The sequence below is a fragment of the Streptomyces sp. NPDC001796 genome (assembly GCF_042892355.1).
Classification (GTDB): domain Bacteria; phylum Actinomycetota; class Actinomycetes; order Streptomycetales; family Streptomycetaceae; genus Streptomyces.
Genome location: NZ_JBIAUC010000010.1, coordinates 209,398 through 225,894 on the forward strand (window position 1 = coordinate 209,398; position 16,497 = coordinate 225,894).

The following is a 16,497-nucleotide window of genomic DNA, read 5'->3' on the forward strand; positions in this document are numbered from 1 at the left end:
TTTGCGCAGGCGTCACCGAATCAGGACGGGTGGGGAGAGATGATGGACACCACGCAGCGGACCGATCAGGAGCGGTCCGCCGACCGCCGACGGCGAGAATTGCTCGAGGCCGCCGACCGAGTGGTGCTGCGCGACGGCCCCGGGGCCTCGATGAACGCCATCGCCGCCGAGGCCGGCATCACCAAGCCGATCCTCTACCGCCACTTCGGCGACAAGGGCGGGCTGTACGCGGCGCTCGCCAAACGCCACACGGACGCGCTGCTCGACTCGCTGAGGGCGGCGCTGGACGCCCCGGCGGACCGGCGCGAGCGCGTGGAGTCCACGCTGGACACGTACCTGGCGGCGATCGAGGCACGGCCGCAGGTGTACCGCTTCCTGATGCATCCGGCGGAGGGCGGCTCGCAGAACGACCAGGGCTTCGACACCGGCCGCCACTCGATCCCGCTGCTGCGCCGCATGGGTGAGGAACTGGCCCAGGTCATCGAGGAACGCCTGGACCTCGGCCCGGACACCCACCAGCTGGCGCGGGTGTGGGGCCACGGCATCGTCGGCATGATGCACGCCGCCGGCGACTGGTGGCTGGGGGAACGGCCGTGCTCGCGGGCGGAGTTGGTCCGGAGTTTGGCGGACTTGCTGTGGGGTCGTCTGGCTGCGGCCGGGGACCGTATAGGAGGCCCCGGGTTCTGAGGCGCGCCCCTCAGGGGGCGCGGAACTGCGCGACCGGCCGAAGCGGCGAGCGGTCGCCGACGTTCATCGCCCCCACGGCGCTCGCGCGGCCTGCCGCAACGCCCTCCGCCTGCGCCACCCCGAGAGGTGATCCACGTACAGACCACCGGCCAGGTGATCGCACTCGTGCTGCAGGCACCGGGCGAACCACCCGGTGCCCTCCACCCGCACCGGCTCCCCCTGCACCGTGAACCCCTCTACGACAGCCCTGTCGTACCGCTCCGTCCCCGCCTCGAGCCCCGGCAGGGACAAGCACCCCTCCGGACCGCGCAGCACCACACCGTCCGCCGCCACAAGGCGTGGGTTGACCACGTGCCCCAGATGACGGACGTCCTCGTCGTCCGGACAGTCGTACACGAACACCCGCAACGGCTCGCCGACCTGATTCGCGGCCAGGCCGACCCCCCGTGCGGCATACATCGTCGCGAACATGTCCTCGACGAGCCGGGCGAGTTCGGGGCCGAAGTCGGTGACGTCCCGGCACGGCTCGCGCAGTACGCGGTCGCCGAGCACGGTGATGGGCCGGACGCGCCCTCGGGCGCCCGGGATGGTGCGATGTGGCATGCCGGCAAGGGTACGGTCGGCAGGGCCGCGCGGGCGCCGGGGTGGTGCCGCGGTTCGGGGGCGTGCGGGGATCTCGATAGGCTGAGGCCCACACGTTGCCGGAACAGGGCGCGGCGCTGTACGCAAGGAGGATCGAGAACTGATGGCAGGCAACTCGGACCCGCTGACGCCGCGGGCCAAGCTGGCCGTGACCGCGGGCAAGGCGGTCGCTGCGGCATCGCGCGCCGCGGGGCGCGGCAGCGGTTCGGTGATCGGCGGCCGAGTGGCGCTGAAGCTCGACCCCGACCTCCTCGCCCGGCTCGCCCAGAACCTGGACGTCGTACTGGTCTCGGCGACCAACGGCAAGACCACGACCACCCGGCTGATCGCGGAGGCGCTGCGCGCGGCGGGCCCGGTCGTCTCCAACGCGCTCGGCGCCAACATGCCCGCCGGCATCACCTCGGCGCTGGCCGGCGGTTCGGACGCCAAGTTCGGTGTGATCGAGGTCGACGAGAAGTACCTCGCCGGGGTCGCCCGCGACACCGACCCGAAGTGCATCGCGCTGCTGAACCTCTCCCGGGACCAGCTCGACCGCGCCGCCGAGACCCGTATGCTCGCCGAGAACTGGCGTGAGGGCCTGGCCGGGTCCAAGGCCGTCGTCGTCGCGAACGCCGACGACCCGCTGGTCGTGTGGGCCGCGTCCTCCTCGCCCAATGTGATCTGGGTCGCAGCCGGCCAGATGTGGAAGGACGACGCCTGGTCCTGCCCGTCCTGCGGCGGTGTGATGCAGCGCCCCGGCGACGACTGGTACTGCGGCGAGTGCGGCTTCCGCCGGCCGACCGCCAGCTGGGCGCTGTCCGGGGACCACGTCCTCGACCCGCACGGCTCCGCCTGGCCCATCCACCTCCAGCTGCCGGGCCGCGCCAACAAGGCGAACGCCGCCACCTCGGCCGCGGTCGCCGCCGTGTTCGGCGTGCCCCCGCAGGTCGCGCTGGAGCGCATGTACCAGGTGCAGGCGGTGGCCGGACGCTACGACGTCGTCCAGTTCCAGAACCGGGACCTGCGGCTGTTGCTGGCGAAGAACCCGGCCGGCTGGCTGGAGACGTTCTCGCTGATCGACCCGCCGCCGACCCCGGTGATCCTCTCCGTGAACGCGCGCTCGGCCGACGGCACCGACACCTCCTGGCTGTGGGACGTCGACTACACACGGCTGACCGGCCACCCGATCTTCGTCATCGGCGACCGCAAGCTGGACCTCGCCGTGCGCCTGGAGGTCGCGAACCAGTCCTTCCAGGTCTGCGAGAACCTCGACCAGGCGGTGCAGGTCGCGCCGCCGGGCCGGATCGAGGTCATCGCCAACTACACCGCGTTCCAGGACCTGCGCCGCCGCGTCGGCAACTGATCACGAAGGACGATCATCGATGAGTGACAACCAGCTGCGTCTGGTGTGGATCTACCCGGACCTGCTGAGCACCTACGGCGACCAGGGCAACGCGCTCGTCGTGGAGCGCCGGGCCCGTCAGCGCGGCCTCGACGTGGCGCGCCTCGACGTGCGCAGCGACCAGCCGATCCCGACCTCCGGCGACATCTACCTGATCGGCGGCGGCGAGGACCGTCCGCAGCGGCTCGCGGCCGAGCGGCTGCGCCGTGACGGGCATCTGTACCGGGCCGTGGAGAACGGCGCGATCGTCTTCTCCGTCTGCGCCGGCTACCAGATCCTCGGCCACGAGTTCATCAACGACCTCGGGCAGCGCGAGCCGGGCCTCGGCCTGCTCGACGTGGTCTCGGTGCGCGGCGAGGGCGAGCGGTGCGTCGGCGACGTCCTCGCGGACATCGACCCGCGCCTCGGCCTGCCCCCGCTCACCGGCTTCGAGAACCACCAGGGCGTCACCCACCTCGGCCCGACCGCGCGCCCGTTCGCGCAGGTGAAGCTCGGCAAGGGCAACGGCACGGGCGACGGCACGGAGGGCGCGTACAACGACACGGTCTTCGGCACGTACATGCACGGTCCCGTGCTGGCGCGCAACCCGCAGATCGCGGACCTGCTGCTGAAGCTGGCGCTGGACGTCAACGCGCTGCCGCCGGTCGACGACCGCTGGTACGAGGCGCTGCGCAACGAGCGCATCACGGCGGCGCAGCAGCCCGCGTAGGCAGAGCCGCGCAGCAGCCCGCGCGGGCACAGCCGGGCGAGCCGGTACGGGCACACCTCGCCGCAGCCCGGCGGAAACGGTTCCGCAGGGTTGCGTCCGGCGGGCCGTACACCGGCCGGCCAACCTGCGGCAACCGGCCCGTCTGACGGTGCGTCCGCACAGCTGAGCGGGCGCGTCCAGCAGGCGGACGCACGGTGCCTCCCCGCCCCCCTTCGCCGGTAGGGTGGCGGGGATCGAGCCGGACAGCGCGGTCCGGTCCCGTGCCCACGTTGAGAAGGTATTTCGGGCTATGCGCATTGGTGTCCTCACGTCCGGCGGTGACTGCCCCGGTCTGAACGCCGTCATCCGGTCCGTCGTGCACCGCGCCGTCGCCGACCACGGCGACGAGGTCATCGGCTTCCGGGACGGCTGGAAGGGTCTCCTGGAGTGCGACTACCTCAAGCTCGACCTGGACGCGGTCAGCGGCATCCTGGCCCGCGGCGGCACCATCCTCGGCTCCTCCCGGGTCCGTCCCGAGCACCTTCGGGACGGCGTGGAGCGGGCCCGGGGCCATGTCGAGGAGCTGGGTCTCGACGCGATCATCCCGATCGGCGGTGAGGGCACGCTCAAGGCGGCCCGGCTGCTGTCCGACAACGGTCTGCCGATCGTCGGCGTGCCGAAGACCATCGACAACGACATCGCCGTCACGGACGTCACCTTCGGCTTCGACACGGCCGTCGGCGTGGCCACCGAGGCTCTGGACCGGCTGAAGACCACCGCCGAGTCCCACCAGCGGGTGCTGATCGTGGAGGTCATGGGCCGCCACACCGGCTGGATCGCGCTGCACTCCGGCATGGCGGCCGGCGCCCACGCGATCGTCGTGCCGGAACGCCCCTTCGACATCGAGGAGTTGGCCGCCCGGGTCGGCGAACGGTTCGCCGCGGGCAAGCGGTTCGCCATCGTCGTCGCCGCGGAGGGGGCCAAGCCGAAGCCCGGCACGATGGAGTTCGACGAGGGCGGCAAGGACATCTACGGGCACGAGCGGTTCGCCGGGATCGCCCGGCAGCTCTCCCTGGAGCTGGAGCAGCGGCTCGGCAAGGAGGCCCGCCCGGTGATCCTCGGCCATGTGCAGCGTGGCGGTACGCCCACGGCGTACGACCGGGTGCTGGCGACGCGGTTCGGGTGGCATGCGGTCGAGGCCGTGCACCGGGGCGAGTTCGGCATGATGACCGCGCTGCACGGCACGAAGATCGTGATGGTGTCGCTGGCGGAGGCGGTGGAGACGCTCAAGACGGTGCCGATGGAGCGCTACGCCGAGGCGGAGTGTGTTCTGTAACGCATCGGCAGGCTTCAGCCGCCCCCGGTCGCAGCCGCGGCCGGGGGCGGTTCTACTCTGGGTGCGGACAGACAGCTGTGGACAGACAGCGCACAACCCCCACGAAACAGGAGCCGGCGGATGGATCACAGCGGGCACGGCATGACCATGGATCTGCCGCCGTTCACGCTGGGGCGGGGGCTCGTCTGGTCGACGGACCCGTTCTTCCTCGTCGCCTGCCTGGTGGGCCTCGCTCTGTACGGGTGGGGAGTCGTCCGGCTCGTGCGCCGCGGGGACAAGTGGCCGGCCGGCCGTACCCTCGCCTATGTCGTCGGCGTACTGATCGTGCTGCTCACGATGTGCACCAGGCTGAACGACTACGGCATGGTCATGTTCAGCGTGCACATGGTGCAGCACATGCTGATCAGCATGCTGGCGCCGATCCTGATCCTGCTCGGTGCGCCGATCACCCTGGCACTGCGCGCCCTGCCGACCGCGGGCCGTGGCCGCAAGGGGCCCCGCGAGCTGCTGCTGATGCTGCTGCACAGCCGCTACCTGCGGATCATCACGCACCCGGCGTTCACCATCCCGCTGTTCATCGCGAGCCTGTACGGGCTGTACTTCACCCCGATCTTCGACTTCCTGATGGAGTCCAAGGCCGGGCACATCGCGATGATGGTGCACTTCCTCGCCGTCGGTCTGGTGTTCTTCTGGCCCATCATGGGCGTCGACCCGGGCCCGCACCGGCCCGGACATCTGATGCGGATGCTGGAGCTGTTCGCGGGCATGCCGTTCCACGCGTTCTTCGGTATCGCCCTGATGATGGCGTCCACACCGATGGTCGACGCCTACCGGCACCCGCCCGCCTCACTCGGCATCGACGCCCTGGCGGACCAGACGTCGGCGGGCGGCATCGCCTGGGCGTTCAGCGAGGTCCCGTCCGTGCTGGTGCTGCTCGCGCTGCTGTTCCAGTGGTACAGGTCCGAGCAGCGGCAGGCCAAGCGGAAGGACCGGGCCGCCGACCGTGACGGAGACAAGGAACTCGAGGCGTACAACGCCTATCTGGCCTCACTCAACGCACGCGGCCGCTGAGTTCCGTCACAGCGCTGAATTCCCTTTCTTTTCAGGCTGCCTGAAGTACCGCTCCATTCGGTAGCCTGGTGCGGTGACGCCCTGCCGCCGCTCTGCAGGGCGCGGGGGACCGCAGGGGGGAGCGGTGATGACAATGCGCGTGTCTCTGCACAGGGCGGGGAAATCCCTGGCCCGAAGGATCGGCGTTCTGCTGCTCGCGGTACTGGTCGTCGCCGGATGCGGAAAAAGCGCACAGACGTTCGTGGTGAAGGCCGTCGCCGTCGGGATTCCGTCGCTGAATCCCTTCTTCGACGAGCGCAGCGGTCTCGGGCGCGATGCCACGGTCCGCATCCGGGAGGTGCCCGGAGGCCTGCAGGCCGGGAACACGCCCGGCCTCTACGGCGGTTCCCGGCAGCCCACGATCTGTGACGTCGAGCGGCTGAAGGAATTCCTCACCGATCCCGCGAACGACCGCAAGGCGAAGGTCTGGGCGCAGGTCCTCGGAATTCCCCAGGCGCAGATCCCCGACTATCTCGACCGGCTCACACCGGTCCTGCTGCGTCACGACACTCTCGTTCAGAACCACGACTACAAGAAGGGCAGGGCCACCCCTTTCAACTCGCTGCTCCAGGCCGGAATCGCCGTATTGGTGAACGACCAGGGGCAGCCCACGGTCAAATGCTCCTGCGGAAACCCACTGCGCCCGTTCCAGGGCGACACCACACGGATTTCGGTCACGTTCGAGGACGGCAACAGGAAATGGGCCGGATACGACCGTTCCTCGGTGGTTGCGGTCAGGCCCGCGCCGCGACCGCTGACCCGGCTGGTGCTCGTCGACGTCGACGACCCGGGCCGCGGGATCAGCCGGCCCGTCGGGACGGCCGGTGGTCACGACTCCCCCTTCGACGCCCGGGTGCGGCACCGGGTGCCCCGGGTGACGGGGATGCCGTTCGCCGAGGCCGGCCGGCGGCTGACGGACCTGGGACTCGCGGTCGCCTACGCCGGGAAGGGGGCGCCGCCCGACGAGGCCGTGGTCACGGGTTCGGATCCCGGGCCGGGCACCGAGCTGGCGTTCGGACAGTACGTCACGCTGTCGGTGGACACCGCCACGGCGGCCGGAACCGGCGGCACGAGGGCGACGTCCACTCCCCCGTCGTCGGGCGGGACGACGACCCCGGGGAAGGGCGGCAGCACCTCGCCCTCGACGCCGGCCGACAGCGGGAAGGTGTCCTCCCCGCCGGCGTCGGGCGGCTCCGGCTCCTCCTCGCCACCGGGCTCCTCCTCGCCACCGGGGGGCGGCGCAAGCACCTCGGGCGGTTCCTCACCGTCCAGGACCACCCACCCGCCCGCGTCGGGCAGCGAGGCTCCGTCCGGTACGGCGCCCGGGGCGACCGGTTCCCCGACCACCGGCAAACCGGACTCGAGCAGCGCGCCCGCGACGTCGGCACCCGGCCCTTCCAAGACGTCCGGCCCTTCCAAGACGTCCGGCTCGTCCAGGTCGCCCGGACCCTCGAAGCCGCCCGACTCGTCCGAGCCCCCCGGCCCGTCAAAGCCCCCCGCCTCGTCCAAGCCCCCCGCCTCGTCCAAGCCGTCGAAGCCCGCCACCTCGGCGCCCGAACCCGGCAGGCCGTCGACCGGCACGCCGCCGACCGGGAGACCGGCCACGAGCAAGCCCGCCACCGGCGCACCGACCACCGGTGCGCCACCGGTCACGCACAGCACGTGATCGGCCGGCCCGGACATCCCGCACAGACCGCCGCATCAGACCGGGGAGCGACGCGATGCCATCAGGATCACCGCAGTCGGGAGTGGGCCGGACCATCGCCGGTCGTTACCTCCTGCTCAACCGGCTCGGCAGCGGCGCAATGGGCCATGTGTGGCGCGCCCATGACCAGCGGCTGGACTGCGAGGTCGCCCTCAAGGAGGTCGTGTTCCGCAACCCGGTGGAGGCGATCGAGGAACGGGCAGCCCGGGTCGCCCGCGCCCGCGCCGAGGCCCGGCACGCGGCCGGGCTGCGCGGGCATCCGCACGTGGTGACCGTGCACGACGTGCTGGAGCACGAGGGCCTGCCGTGGATCGTCATGGAGTACGTCCCGGGCGCGCTCGACCTGCGGGAACTGGTCCGCAGTCGCGGCCCGCTGGCCCCCTCGGAGTGTGCCCGCATCGGGCTCGCCGTGCTGGACGCCCTGACCGCCGGACACGAAAGGGGCGTCATGCACCGGGACGTGAAGCCGGCGAACATCCTGCTGGCGCCGGACCGCGGAGGGGCCCCGCACGCCCGGGTCCTGCTCACCGACTACGGCATCTCGGTGCAGCCGGACGCGGGCGAGCCCCGGTACACACTGACGTCCGCACTCGTCGGCACGCCCGGCTATCTGGCGCCCGAGCGTGCGACCGGCGGTCCGCCCACCGCGGCGGCCGACCTGTTCTCACTGGGCTGCACCCTGTACTTCACGGTCGAGGGGTGCGGGCCCTTCGAACGGGACACCCAGCTCGCCGAGATCACCGCGGTGGTCCTGGAAGAGCCCCGGCCTCCGTTGCGGGCCGGGGCTCTGGGGCGACTGCTGTCCGCCGTACTGGTCAAGGACCCGGCCCTGCGGATCACGGCGGCGGACACGGCGGCGGCCCTGACGGCGATCGCGGCTCCCAGCCGCCCGGTTCCGGGCTCGCGGACGCGGTGGGCACGTCCGCACGCGCCGACCCGGACCTCGCACAGCCCGACGGCAGGCGGCCTGCCGATGTCCCCGGCCGCGGCCTCCCCGTGGAACGGGCAAGCACCCCACCCGGGACGCGCGCACCTCCTGCGCGCCCTCCTGGCCTGCGCCCTGGGCCTGGTGCTCGCCCTGGGCGGGGTCTGGTACGCGGTGGTGCACCCGTCAGGCGGTGGGGCGGCCGAACCGTACGGGGACGCCGTCGGCCTCGCGCGGCCCCTGAAGGACGGTGACTGTGTGGTCGCCGACTGGCCCGGGAGCCCCTTCCAGAGCGGTCCTCCGCGGCTGACCGTGGATCCGAGCTGCTCCGAGAGGACCCCGGACGGGCAGGTGATGGCGCTCGTCACCAGCCCGTCCGCGGACGAGGCCCGTCGGCACGGGCCCGACGCGTGCGAGCAGCGCACCCAGGAGGTCCGCGGGAAGCTCGCCGACGTGCGCGGTTACGCCATCGTCCCGACCCGGGCCGGATTCGAGGCGGCCGGGCGGCGCACCGCGTGTCTGGTGCTGGGCGCGCACGGGCCGGTGTACGGGCCGCTCGGGGACCACCGCAAGCCGGGGATGCCGTTCGCCGACACGGCCGACATGCAGAAACGGGACTGCCTGGACGCGCCCTCCCTGCGGGTCGCCCGCCTGGTCTCCTGCACGGGCACACACGACCAGCAGGTGCTCGGCTTCACCCGGCTCGGTCCCGACACCACCCTGACCGAGGCCAAGAGTCTGTCCGACGCGGCGTGCGCGCGGGACGTGCCGCCGAAGGACTACGGCTTCGACCCGTCCCGCTATGAAGCCGCGTCCTGGACGGGCACGAGCGCCTGGTTGTCCGGAACTCATCTGGTCGTCTGCACCGTGCGCAAGCAGAACGGGGGCACCATGGGTAAGGACGAACCATGAGGAGGGTGTTGCCATGCCCGGTTCCACGAAGGCGATGGGGGTGCTCACCGTCGGTGCGCTCGTCGTGGTGACGGCCTACACGGTGGCGCTCGGCAGCAGCGGCTGGCTGTGGTTCGGCTGGATCGTCCTCGGCCTGATCACGCTCGGCATGGTGGTCACCACCCGCAGTCCCTGACTGGGACACAGACTCTCACGGGCGCGGCAGCCGCCCCGCCGAGTGCACCCCCGGCTGGTACTTCGGCAATCGGATCGTGATCTTCATGCCCGCCCCCGGCGCGGTCTCGATGACGAGCCCGTGGTCGTCGCCGTAGACCTGGCGCAGCCGGTCGTCGACGTTGGACAGTCCGATCCCGCCGGACGGGCTGATCTCCCCGGCGAGGATGCGGCGCAGCAGCTCCGGGTCCATTCCCGCGCCGTCGTCCTCGATGACGACCAGGGCCTCGGCGCCCGCGTCCTGCGCGGTGATGCCGATGTGCCGCTGGTCGGTGGTGCCCTCCAGGCCGTGCTTGACGGCGTTCTCGACGAGCGGCTGGAGGCAGAGGAAGGGCAGGGCGACCGGCAGCACCTCCGGCGCGATCTGCAGGGTGACGGTGAGCCGGTCACCGAAGCGTGCCCTGACCAGCGCCAAGTAGTGGTCGATGGCGTGGAGTTCGTCGGCGAGCGTGGTGAAGTCGCCGTGCCGGCGGAACGAGTAGCGGGTGAAGTCGGCGAACTCCAGAAGGAGTTCACGGGCGCGCTCGGGGTCGGTGCGCACGAACGAGGCGATGACGGCCAGCGAGTTGAAGATGAAGTGCGGGGAGATCTGGGCGCGCAGGGCCCTGATCTCGGCCTCGATGAGCCGCGTACGGGACCGGTCGAGGTCCGCCAGCTCCAGTTGTACGGAGACCCAGCGCGCCACCTCCCCCGCGGCGCGGACGAGGACCGCGGACTCACGGGGCGCGCAGGCGACCAGCGCGCCGTGGACGCGGTCGTCGACGGTGAGCGGTGCGACCACGGCCCAGCGCAGCGGGCAGTCGGGCGCGTCGCAGGTCAGCCGGAAGGCCTCGCCGCGGCCGGTCTCCAAGGGGCCCGTGAGCCGCTGGAGCACCTCCTCCCGGTGGTGCTCCCCCGCGCCGTCCCAGGCCAGCACGGTCTCCCGGTCGGTGAGGCAGAGCGCGTCGGTGCCGAGCAGGGAGCGCAGCCGTCGCGCGGACTTGCGGGCGGTCTCCTCGGTGAGCCCGGCACGCAGCGCGGGTGCGGCCAGGGAGGCGGTGTGCAGGGTCTGGAAGGTGGCGTGCTCGACGGGGGTGCCGAGTCCGCCGAGGCGCTCGGGTCGGGCGGTGCGCCGACCGAGCCAGAACCCTGCGGCCAGCAGAGGCAGGACGGCCACGCACAGTCCGGCGAGGAAGCCGCTCACGCCGTCACCTCCGCCCGCAGTTCCTCGGGCAGGTGGAACCGGGCCAGGATCGCCGCAGTCCCGGCCGGCACCCGCCCGGGCGTGGCCAGGGACACCAGCACCATGGTCAGGAAGCCCAGCGGCACCGACCACAGCGCGGGCCAGGCGAGCAGGGCGTGCAGGGTACCGCTGCCGGGGTAGCCCGCCATGGTGGCCGCCACCGCGAGGAACGCCGCACCGCCTCCGGCGAGCATCCCGGCCGCGGCGCCCGGCGGGGTGAGCCGGCGCCACCAGATGCCGAGCACGAGCAGCGGGCAGAACGACGACGCGGACACCGCGAAGGCGAGGCCCACCGCGTCGGCCACCGGCAGCCCGCCGACCAGCACGCTCGCCGCCAGCGGCACCGCCATCGCCATCAGCGTGCCGAGCCGGAAGTGCCGCACGCCCCGCGTCGGCAGCACGTCCTGGGCGAGCACCCCGGCCACCGCCATGGTCAGCCCGGAGGCGGTGGACAGGAACGCGGCGAAGGCTCCGCCCGCGACCAGTGCGCCCAGCAGGTCCCCGCCGAATCCGCCGATCATCCGGTCGGGCAGGAGGAGGACGGCGGCGTCGGCGTCGCCGGTGAGGGTCAGTTCGGGGGCGTAGAGCCGGCCCAGGGCGCCGTAGACGGGCGGCAGGAGGTAGAACGCACCGATCAGGGCGAGTACGGCCACGGTGGTGCGGCGGGCGGCGACCCCGTGCGGGCTGGTGTAGAAGCGGACGACGACGTGGGGCAGGCCCATGGTGCCGAGGAAGGTGGCGAGGATCAGCCCGTAGGTGGCGTACAGCGGGCGTTCCGCGCGACCGGAGACGAGCGAGGTCGACATGCCGCCGTTGCCGCCGTGCTCGGCGACGGGGACGGGATCGCCGCGGGTGAAGGTCAGCCGGGTGCCGCGCTCGATGCGATGGGTGCCGGCGGCGAGGTTCGCGCGCCGTCCGTCGTACCGGCGGCCGTCGACGGTGCCCGAGGCGCTGACGGCGAGCGGGCGGGACAGGGTCAGGTCGAGGGTGTCGTCGATGCGCACCACGCGGTGCTCGCGGAAGGTCGCCGGTTCGGCGAACGCTCCGCGGGGTGCGCCGTCGCCCTGCCAGGCCAGCACCAGGAACAGGGCGGGGACGAGCAGGGCGGTGAGTTTCAGCCAGTACTGGAACGCCTGGACGAAGGTGATGCTGCGCATGCCGCCCGCGGCGACGGTCGCCACCACGACGACGGCGACGATGATCCCACCGAGCTGCTGGGGAGCCCCGGTCAGCACGGCCAGGGTGAGTCCGGCGCCCTGGAGCTGGGGCAGCAGGTACAGCCAGCCGACGCCGACGACGAACGCTCCGGCGAGCCGCCGCACCGGCTGGGAGGCGAGCCGGGCCTCGGCGAAGTCGGGCAGGGTGTAGGCGCCGGAGCGGCGCAGCGGCGCGGCGACGAACAGCAGCAGGACGAGGTAGCCGGCCGTGTAGCCGACCGGGTACCAGAGCATGTCCGGGCCCTGGACGAGGACGAGTCCGGCGATACCGAGGAAGGAGGCCGCGGACAGGTACTCGCCGCTGATCGCGGTCGCGTTCAGGCGGGGGCCGACGGCCCGGGAGGCGACGTAGAAGTCCGAGGTGGTGCGGGAGACGCGCAAACCGAAGGCGCCGACGAGGACGGTCGCGAGGACGACGAGGGCGACGGCGGGGACTGAGTAGTTCTGGTTCACGGCTCTGGCCTCAGCGGTCCTCGACGAGCCGGACGAAGTCCTTCTCGTTGCGTTCGGCGCGGCGCACGTACCAGCGGGCGAGCAGGGTCAGCGGCGGGTAGATGCCGAACCCGAGCACCGCCCATTCCAGACCGCCCGTGCGGGTAGCGGCGAAGAACAGGGGAAGGGGCCCGATCAGGAGCACCAGCACCGTGAAGACGGCGAGGGCCACGCGCAGTTGGCTGCGGATCAGTGAGCGGACGTAGGTGTGGCCCAGGGTGGTCTGCTCGTCGATCTCGGTGCGCGGGCGGTTGTAGCCCAGGGCGCGGCGGCGTCCGCTCCGGGGCGGCCCGGTGACGACGACGCGGCGTTCGGTGGGGTCCTGCGGCACGCCGTCCCCCTAGCCCGCGGTCCGGCGTATCAGCATCTCCCGCAGTTCGCGGGCGTGCCGGCGGCTGACCTGGAGTTCGACGGAGTCGACGAGCACGCTCACGGTGCCGGCGTCCAGCCGGAGTTCCTCGATGTGCCGCAGGGCGACGAGGTGGCGGCGGTGGATGCGGACGAATCCGCGCGAGCGCCACCGCTCCTCCAGAGTGGACAGCGGGATCCGCACGAGATGGCTGCCCTGGGCGGTGTGCAGGCGGGCGTAGTCGCCCTGCGCCTCGACATGGGTGATGTCCTCCACGGGCACGAACCGCGTCACGCCGCCGAGTTCCACCAGGACGTGGTCGGGATCCGGCTCGTGCACCGGGATCAGCGGCGTGGTCTCCCTGAGCTGTTCGGCGCGGCGCACCGCCTCCGCGAGTCGCTCACGGCGTACGGGCTTGAGGACGTAGTCGACGGCCTTGAGATCGAACGCCTGTACGGCGAAGCCCTCGTGAGCGGTCACGAACACGACGAGCGGGGGCTTGGCCAACCCGGTGAGCAGCCGGGCCATCTCCAGGCCGTCGAGGCCGGGCATGTGGATGTCGAGGAAGACGACGTCGATCGCGTCGGGGCCGTCGGGGCCGGACTCCAGGGCGCGGTTGATGCGGCGCAGCGCCCCGGTGGCGTCACCCGCGCCCTCCACGCTGCCGATCCTGGGGTCCGCGCGGAGCAGGTAGAGCAGTTCCTCGAGCGAGGGGCGTTCGTCGTCGACGGCGAGGGCGCGCAGCATGAAGGTGGAGTCTAGGAGCAATCCGCAGCTGTGGGGATGTGCGGAGCATGGACGTGCTCGCTGGATCCGGTGGCGGCGCGGCGCCGGACACGGCGGTGGTCCGGGTCTCGTTACAGTGCCCGCATGAACAGCAGGCCGGCATCGTTCGACGAGCTCGACCGGAAGATCATCACTGCTCTGATGGCGAACGCAAGGACCAGTTTCGCCGAGATCGGCGCGGCCATCGGCCTGTCGTCCACGGCGGTCAAGCGCCGGGTGGACCGGCTGCGCGAGACGGGTGTGATCACCGGGTTCACGGCCACGGTGAAGCCGTCGGCGCTGGGCTGGCGCACGGAGGCGTACGTCGAGGTGTACTGCGAGGGAGCGGCGCCGCCCCGGCGCCTGGCGGAGGTGGTCCGCAACCATCCGGAGATCACGGCGGCGATGACGGTGACCGGCGGCGCGGACGCACTGCTGCACGTGCGGGCGAGGGACGTCGAGCACTTCGAGGAGGTGCTGGAGCGCATCCGCGCGGAGCCGTTCATCCGGAAGACGATCAGCGTGATGGTGCTCTCCCACCTGCTCCCGGAAAGCCCGGAGGCGGGCGCGACCCAGGCCGCCCCGGACGGCGCCCGGGACGACGCAGCAGACGTGCGCTGACCGCTCCCAAGACGCAGCATTGCTGCGCGAACACGCAGCTCTCGTTGCTTGTCGTCCGTATCCGCCGCTTTCTACCTTGGTGTCAACCCTCAGTCGACACTCCAGGAAGCGGAGGAACCCCTCTGTGCCTGACAGCCGTGTGCCGCGCCGGCGGCGCTTCCTCGTCTGCGAACCCAGACACTTCGCCGTGCAGTACGCGATCAACCCCTGGATGCATCCCGACACCACGGTCGACGTGGATCTGGCCCATGAGCAGTGGCAGGGGCTGATCCGCGCCTACCGCGCCCACGGCCACGCCGTCGACGCCGTGGACCCGGTCCCCGGTCTGCCGGACATGGTGTTCGCCGCGAACTCGGCGGTCGTCGTCGACGGCCGGGTCTTCGGCTCCCTCTTCCACGCACCCGAGCGGCGCCCCGAGTCCCTCCACTACGAGACGTGGTTCAAGGCGGCCGGTTACGACGTCCACCGGCCCGAGTCCGTCTGCGAGGGCGAGGGCGACCTGGTGTGGACGGGCCGGTACCTGCTGGCGGGCACCGGGTTCCGTACGACCCGGGAGGCGCACCGTGAGGCGCAGGAGTTCTTCGGCCACCCGGTGATCAGCCTGACGCTCGTCAACCCGTACTTCTACCACCTGGACACCGCGCTGTTCGTCCTCGACGACGACAACGTCGTGTACTACCCGGAGGCGTTCTCCCCGGGCAGCCGGGAGGTGCTGGCGCGGCTGTTCCCGGACGCGGTGCTCGCGACGCACGAGGACGCGATGGCGTTCGGCCTGAACTCCGTCTCCGACGGACGCCATGTCTTCATCGCGCCGAAGGCGGAGGCGCTGGCCTCACGCCTCGCCGACCAGGGTTACGACCCCGTCCCCGTCGACCTGTCCGAGTTCCACAAGGCCGGCGGAGGCATCAAGTGCTGCACCCAGGAGATCCGGGAGACCCGTTCATGACCGCACCCGCCCGTACGCGTTCGTCCGCCGAGCTGATCCAGGCCGAGGAGCCCGTCCTCGCGCACAACTACCACCCGTTGCCCGTGGTCGTCGCCCGCGCCGAGGGCACCTGGGTGGAGGACGTGGAGGGCCGCCGCTACCTCGACATGCTCGCCGGGTACTCGGCCCTCAACTTCGGTCACCGCAACCCGGTTCTGATCGAGGCGGCGCGCCGTCAGCTGGACCGGCTGACGCTCACCTCGCGGGCCTTCCACAACGACCAGCTCGCCGAGTTCGCCGAGTCCCTCGCGGGGTTGACGGGCCTGGACATGGTGCTGCCGATGAACACGGGCGCGGAGGCGGTGGAGAGCGCCGTCAAGGTGGCCCGGAAGTGGGCGTACGAGGTCAAGGGCGTGCCGGCCGACCGGGCGACGATCGTGGTGGCGGCCGGGAACTTCCACGGCCGTACGACGACGATCGTCAGCTTCTCCACGGACGAGACGGCGCGGGCGGGGTTCGGGCCGTTCACGCCGGGCTTCCGGATCGTCCCGTACAACGACCTGGCGGCGCTCGAGGCGGCGGTCGACGAGACCACGGCGGCCGTGCTGATCGAGCCGATCCAGGGCGAGGCGGGTGTGGTCATCCCCGACGAGGGTTACCTCACCGGGGTCCGGGAGCTCACGCGCCGGGCGGGGTGCCTGTTCGTCGCGGACGAGATCCAGTCGGGTCTCGGGCGTACCGGTCGCACGCTGGCCGTGGAGCACGAGGGCGTGCTGCCGGACGTGCTGCTGCTGGGGAAGGCGCTCGGCGGCGGGATCGTGCCGGTGTCGGCGGTGGTGGCGCGCCGGGATGTGCTCGGTGTGCTGCGGCCGGGCGAGCACGGATCGACGTTCGGAGGCAACCCGCTGGCCGCGGCGGTCGGTTCGGCGGTCGTCGACCTGCTGAAGACGGGTGACTTCCAGCTGCGGGCCACCGAGTTGGGTGTGGTGCTGCGGGACGGTCTCACCTCGCTCGTCGGCCAGGGCGTCGTGGGCTTCCGCTCGCGCGGGCTGTGGGCGGGCGTGGACGTCGACCCGGTGATCGGCACCGGGCGCGAGATCAGCGAACGTCTGATGGCGGAGGGGATCCTGGTCAAGGACACCCACGGCTCGACGATCCGCCTGGCACCGCCGCTGACCATCACGGAGGAGGAGCTGCGGTCGGCGCTCGGGGCGCTGGAGAAGGTGCTGGCCGCTTGAGAGCGGCGCCGCACCGACTGTGATTCGCGCCCGCCGGGGCTCCGCCCCCGGACCCCCGCTCCTCACACG

Annotated in this window: 16 protein-coding genes; 11 read left to right on the forward strand and 5 right to left on the reverse strand. The window is 71.9% G+C overall.

Features of this window, described 5'->3' with window-relative positions; genetic code table 11:
* Positions 1-42: 42 nt before the first annotated feature.
* Complete coding sequence (locus tag ACFYZE_RS22025) at positions 43-687, forward strand: TetR family transcriptional regulator (protein WP_200422164.1); 645 nt, start codon at positions 43-45, stop codon at positions 685-687.
* Between the two features lie 63 nt (positions 688-750).
* Here the strand turns inward: ACFYZE_RS22025 and def are convergent, their stop codons facing one another.
* A complete protein-coding gene (def, locus tag ACFYZE_RS22030) occupies positions 751-1,290 on the reverse strand; it encodes a peptide deformylase (RefSeq protein ID WP_388996551.1) in 540 nt (179 codons plus the stop codon).
* 142 nt (positions 1,291-1,432) lie between these two features.
* Here def and ACFYZE_RS22035 point away from each other — a divergent pair, with 142 nt between their 5' ends.
* The 7 genes from ACFYZE_RS22035 to ACFYZE_RS22065 all read left to right on the forward strand — a co-directional run bounded on the left by ACFYZE_RS22035 (position 1,433) and on the right by ACFYZE_RS22065 (position 9,561).
* Positions 1,433-2,671, forward strand: a complete 1,239-nt coding sequence (locus ACFYZE_RS22035; protein WP_388996554.1) for a MurT ligase domain-containing protein — start codon at positions 1,433-1,435, stop codon at positions 2,669-2,671.
* A gap of 19 nt (positions 2,672-2,690) precedes the next feature.
* Positions 2,691-3,419 carry a type 1 glutamine amidotransferase gene (locus ACFYZE_RS22040; RefSeq protein ID WP_388996556.1) on the forward strand — a complete coding sequence of 243 codons (729 nt, stop codon included), beginning with the start codon at positions 2,691-2,693 and terminating at the stop codon, positions 3,417-3,419.
* Between the two features lie 289 nt (positions 3,420-3,708).
* Positions 3,709-4,734 carry a 6-phosphofructokinase gene (locus ACFYZE_RS22045; RefSeq protein ID WP_388996559.1) on the forward strand — a complete coding sequence of 342 codons (1,026 nt, stop codon included), beginning with the start codon at positions 3,709-3,711 and terminating at the stop codon, positions 4,732-4,734.
* 120 nt (positions 4,735-4,854) lie between these two features.
* Entirely contained in the window at positions 4,855-5,805 is a 951-nt protein-coding gene (locus tag ACFYZE_RS22050; RefSeq protein ID WP_388996562.1) for a cytochrome c oxidase assembly protein, read from the forward strand.
* A 133-nt stretch (positions 5,806-5,938) separates the two neighbouring features.
* Positions 5,939-7,510 (forward strand): DUF6777 domain-containing protein, encoded by a 1,572-nt coding sequence (locus ACFYZE_RS22055; RefSeq protein WP_388996707.1) that lies wholly within the window; start codon positions 5,939-5,941, stop codon positions 7,508-7,510.
* Between the two features lie 55 nt (positions 7,511-7,565).
* On the forward strand, positions 7,566-9,386 hold the full coding sequence (locus ACFYZE_RS22060; protein WP_388996565.1) for a protein kinase: 1,821 nt from the start codon (positions 7,566-7,568) through the stop codon (positions 9,384-9,386).
* Between the two features lie 13 nt (positions 9,387-9,399).
* The gene (locus ACFYZE_RS22065; RefSeq protein ID WP_388996567.1) at positions 9,400-9,561 is read left to right on the forward strand and encodes a hypothetical protein; all 162 of its coding nucleotides are present in this window, start codon (positions 9,400-9,402) and stop codon (positions 9,559-9,561) included.
* Between the two features lie 15 nt (positions 9,562-9,576).
* On the opposite strand, the gene ACFYZE_RS22070 is transcribed toward ACFYZE_RS22065, so the two are convergent.
* Genes ACFYZE_RS22070 through ACFYZE_RS22085 form a run of 4 tightly spaced genes read right to left on the reverse strand, consistent with a single transcriptional unit; the run spans position 9,577 to position 13,626 of the window.
* On the reverse strand, positions 9,577-10,782 hold the full coding sequence (locus ACFYZE_RS22070) for a sensor histidine kinase (protein WP_388996570.1): 1,206 nt from the start codon (positions 10,780-10,782) through the stop codon (positions 9,577-9,579).
* Complete coding sequence (locus tag ACFYZE_RS22075) at positions 10,779-12,491, reverse strand: cation acetate symporter (RefSeq protein WP_388996573.1); 1,713 nt, start codon at positions 12,489-12,491, stop codon at positions 10,779-10,781. The genes ACFYZE_RS22070 and ACFYZE_RS22075 overlap by 4 nt, the downstream gene beginning before the upstream one ends.
* Positions 12,492-12,501: 10 nt before the next feature.
* Positions 12,502-12,861 (reverse strand): hypothetical protein, encoded by a 360-nt coding sequence (locus tag ACFYZE_RS22080; RefSeq protein WP_388996576.1) that lies wholly within the window; start codon positions 12,859-12,861, stop codon positions 12,502-12,504.
* A 9-nt stretch (positions 12,862-12,870) separates the two neighbouring features.
* On the reverse strand, positions 12,871-13,626 hold the full coding sequence (locus ACFYZE_RS22085; protein WP_388996579.1) for a LytR/AlgR family response regulator transcription factor: 756 nt from the start codon (positions 13,624-13,626) through the stop codon (positions 12,871-12,873).
* 123 nt (positions 13,627-13,749) lie between these two features.
* Here ACFYZE_RS22085 and ACFYZE_RS22090 point away from each other — a divergent pair, with 123 nt between their 5' ends.
* From ACFYZE_RS22090 to rocD, 3 genes are all read left to right on the forward strand, one after another.
* A complete protein-coding gene (locus ACFYZE_RS22090; RefSeq protein ID WP_388996582.1) occupies positions 13,750-14,265 on the forward strand; it encodes an Lrp/AsnC family transcriptional regulator in 516 nt (171 codons plus the stop codon).
* A gap of 124 nt (positions 14,266-14,389) precedes the next feature.
* Positions 14,390-15,211 (forward strand): dimethylargininase, encoded by an 822-nt coding sequence (gene ddaH, locus ACFYZE_RS22095; RefSeq protein WP_388996585.1) that lies wholly within the window; start codon positions 14,390-14,392, stop codon positions 15,209-15,211.
* Entirely contained in the window at positions 15,208-16,428 is a 1,221-nt protein-coding gene (gene rocD, locus ACFYZE_RS22100; RefSeq protein WP_388996588.1) for an ornithine--oxo-acid transaminase, read from the forward strand. Before ddaH ends, rocD begins: the two co-directional genes overlap by 4 nt.
* Positions 16,429-16,497: the final 69 nt, after the last annotated feature.

Bases quoted from the DNA above. Each gene is read 5' to 3' on its own strand.
- ACFYZE_RS22090 (WP_388996582.1), top strand. From the start codon at position 13,750: ATGAACAGCAGGCCGGCATCGTTCGACGAGCTCGACCGGAAGATCATC.
- ACFYZE_RS22025 (WP_200422164.1), top strand. From the start codon at position 43: ATGGACACCACGCAGCGGACCGATCAGGAGCGGTCCGCCGACCGCCGA.
- def (WP_388996551.1), bottom strand. From the start codon at position 1,290: ATGCCACATCGCACCATCCCGGGCGCCCGAGGGCGCGTCCGGCCCATC.
- ACFYZE_RS22050 (WP_388996562.1), top strand. From the start codon at position 4,855: ATGGATCACAGCGGGCACGGCATGACCATGGATCTGCCGCCGTTCACG.
- ACFYZE_RS22035 (WP_388996554.1), top strand. From the start codon at position 1,433: ATGGCAGGCAACTCGGACCCGCTGACGCCGCGGGCCAAGCTGGCCGTG.
- ACFYZE_RS22040 (WP_388996556.1), top strand. From the start codon at position 2,691: ATGAGTGACAACCAGCTGCGTCTGGTGTGGATCTACCCGGACCTGCTG.
- ACFYZE_RS22055 (WP_388996707.1), top strand. From the start codon at position 5,939: ATGCGCGTGTCTCTGCACAGGGCGGGGAAATCCCTGGCCCGAAGGATC.
- ACFYZE_RS22045 (WP_388996559.1), top strand. From the start codon at position 3,709: ATGCGCATTGGTGTCCTCACGTCCGGCGGTGACTGCCCCGGTCTGAAC.
- ACFYZE_RS22085 (WP_388996579.1), bottom strand. From the start codon at position 13,626: ATGCTGCGCGCCCTCGCCGTCGACGACGAACGCCCCTCGCTCGAGGAA.
- ACFYZE_RS22060 (WP_388996565.1), top strand. From the start codon at position 7,566: ATGCCATCAGGATCACCGCAGTCGGGAGTGGGCCGGACCATCGCCGGT.
- ACFYZE_RS22065 (WP_388996567.1), top strand. From the start codon at position 9,400: ATGCCCGGTTCCACGAAGGCGATGGGGGTGCTCACCGTCGGTGCGCTC.
- rocD (WP_388996588.1), top strand. From the start codon at position 15,208: ATGACCGCACCCGCCCGTACGCGTTCGTCCGCCGAGCTGATCCAGGCC.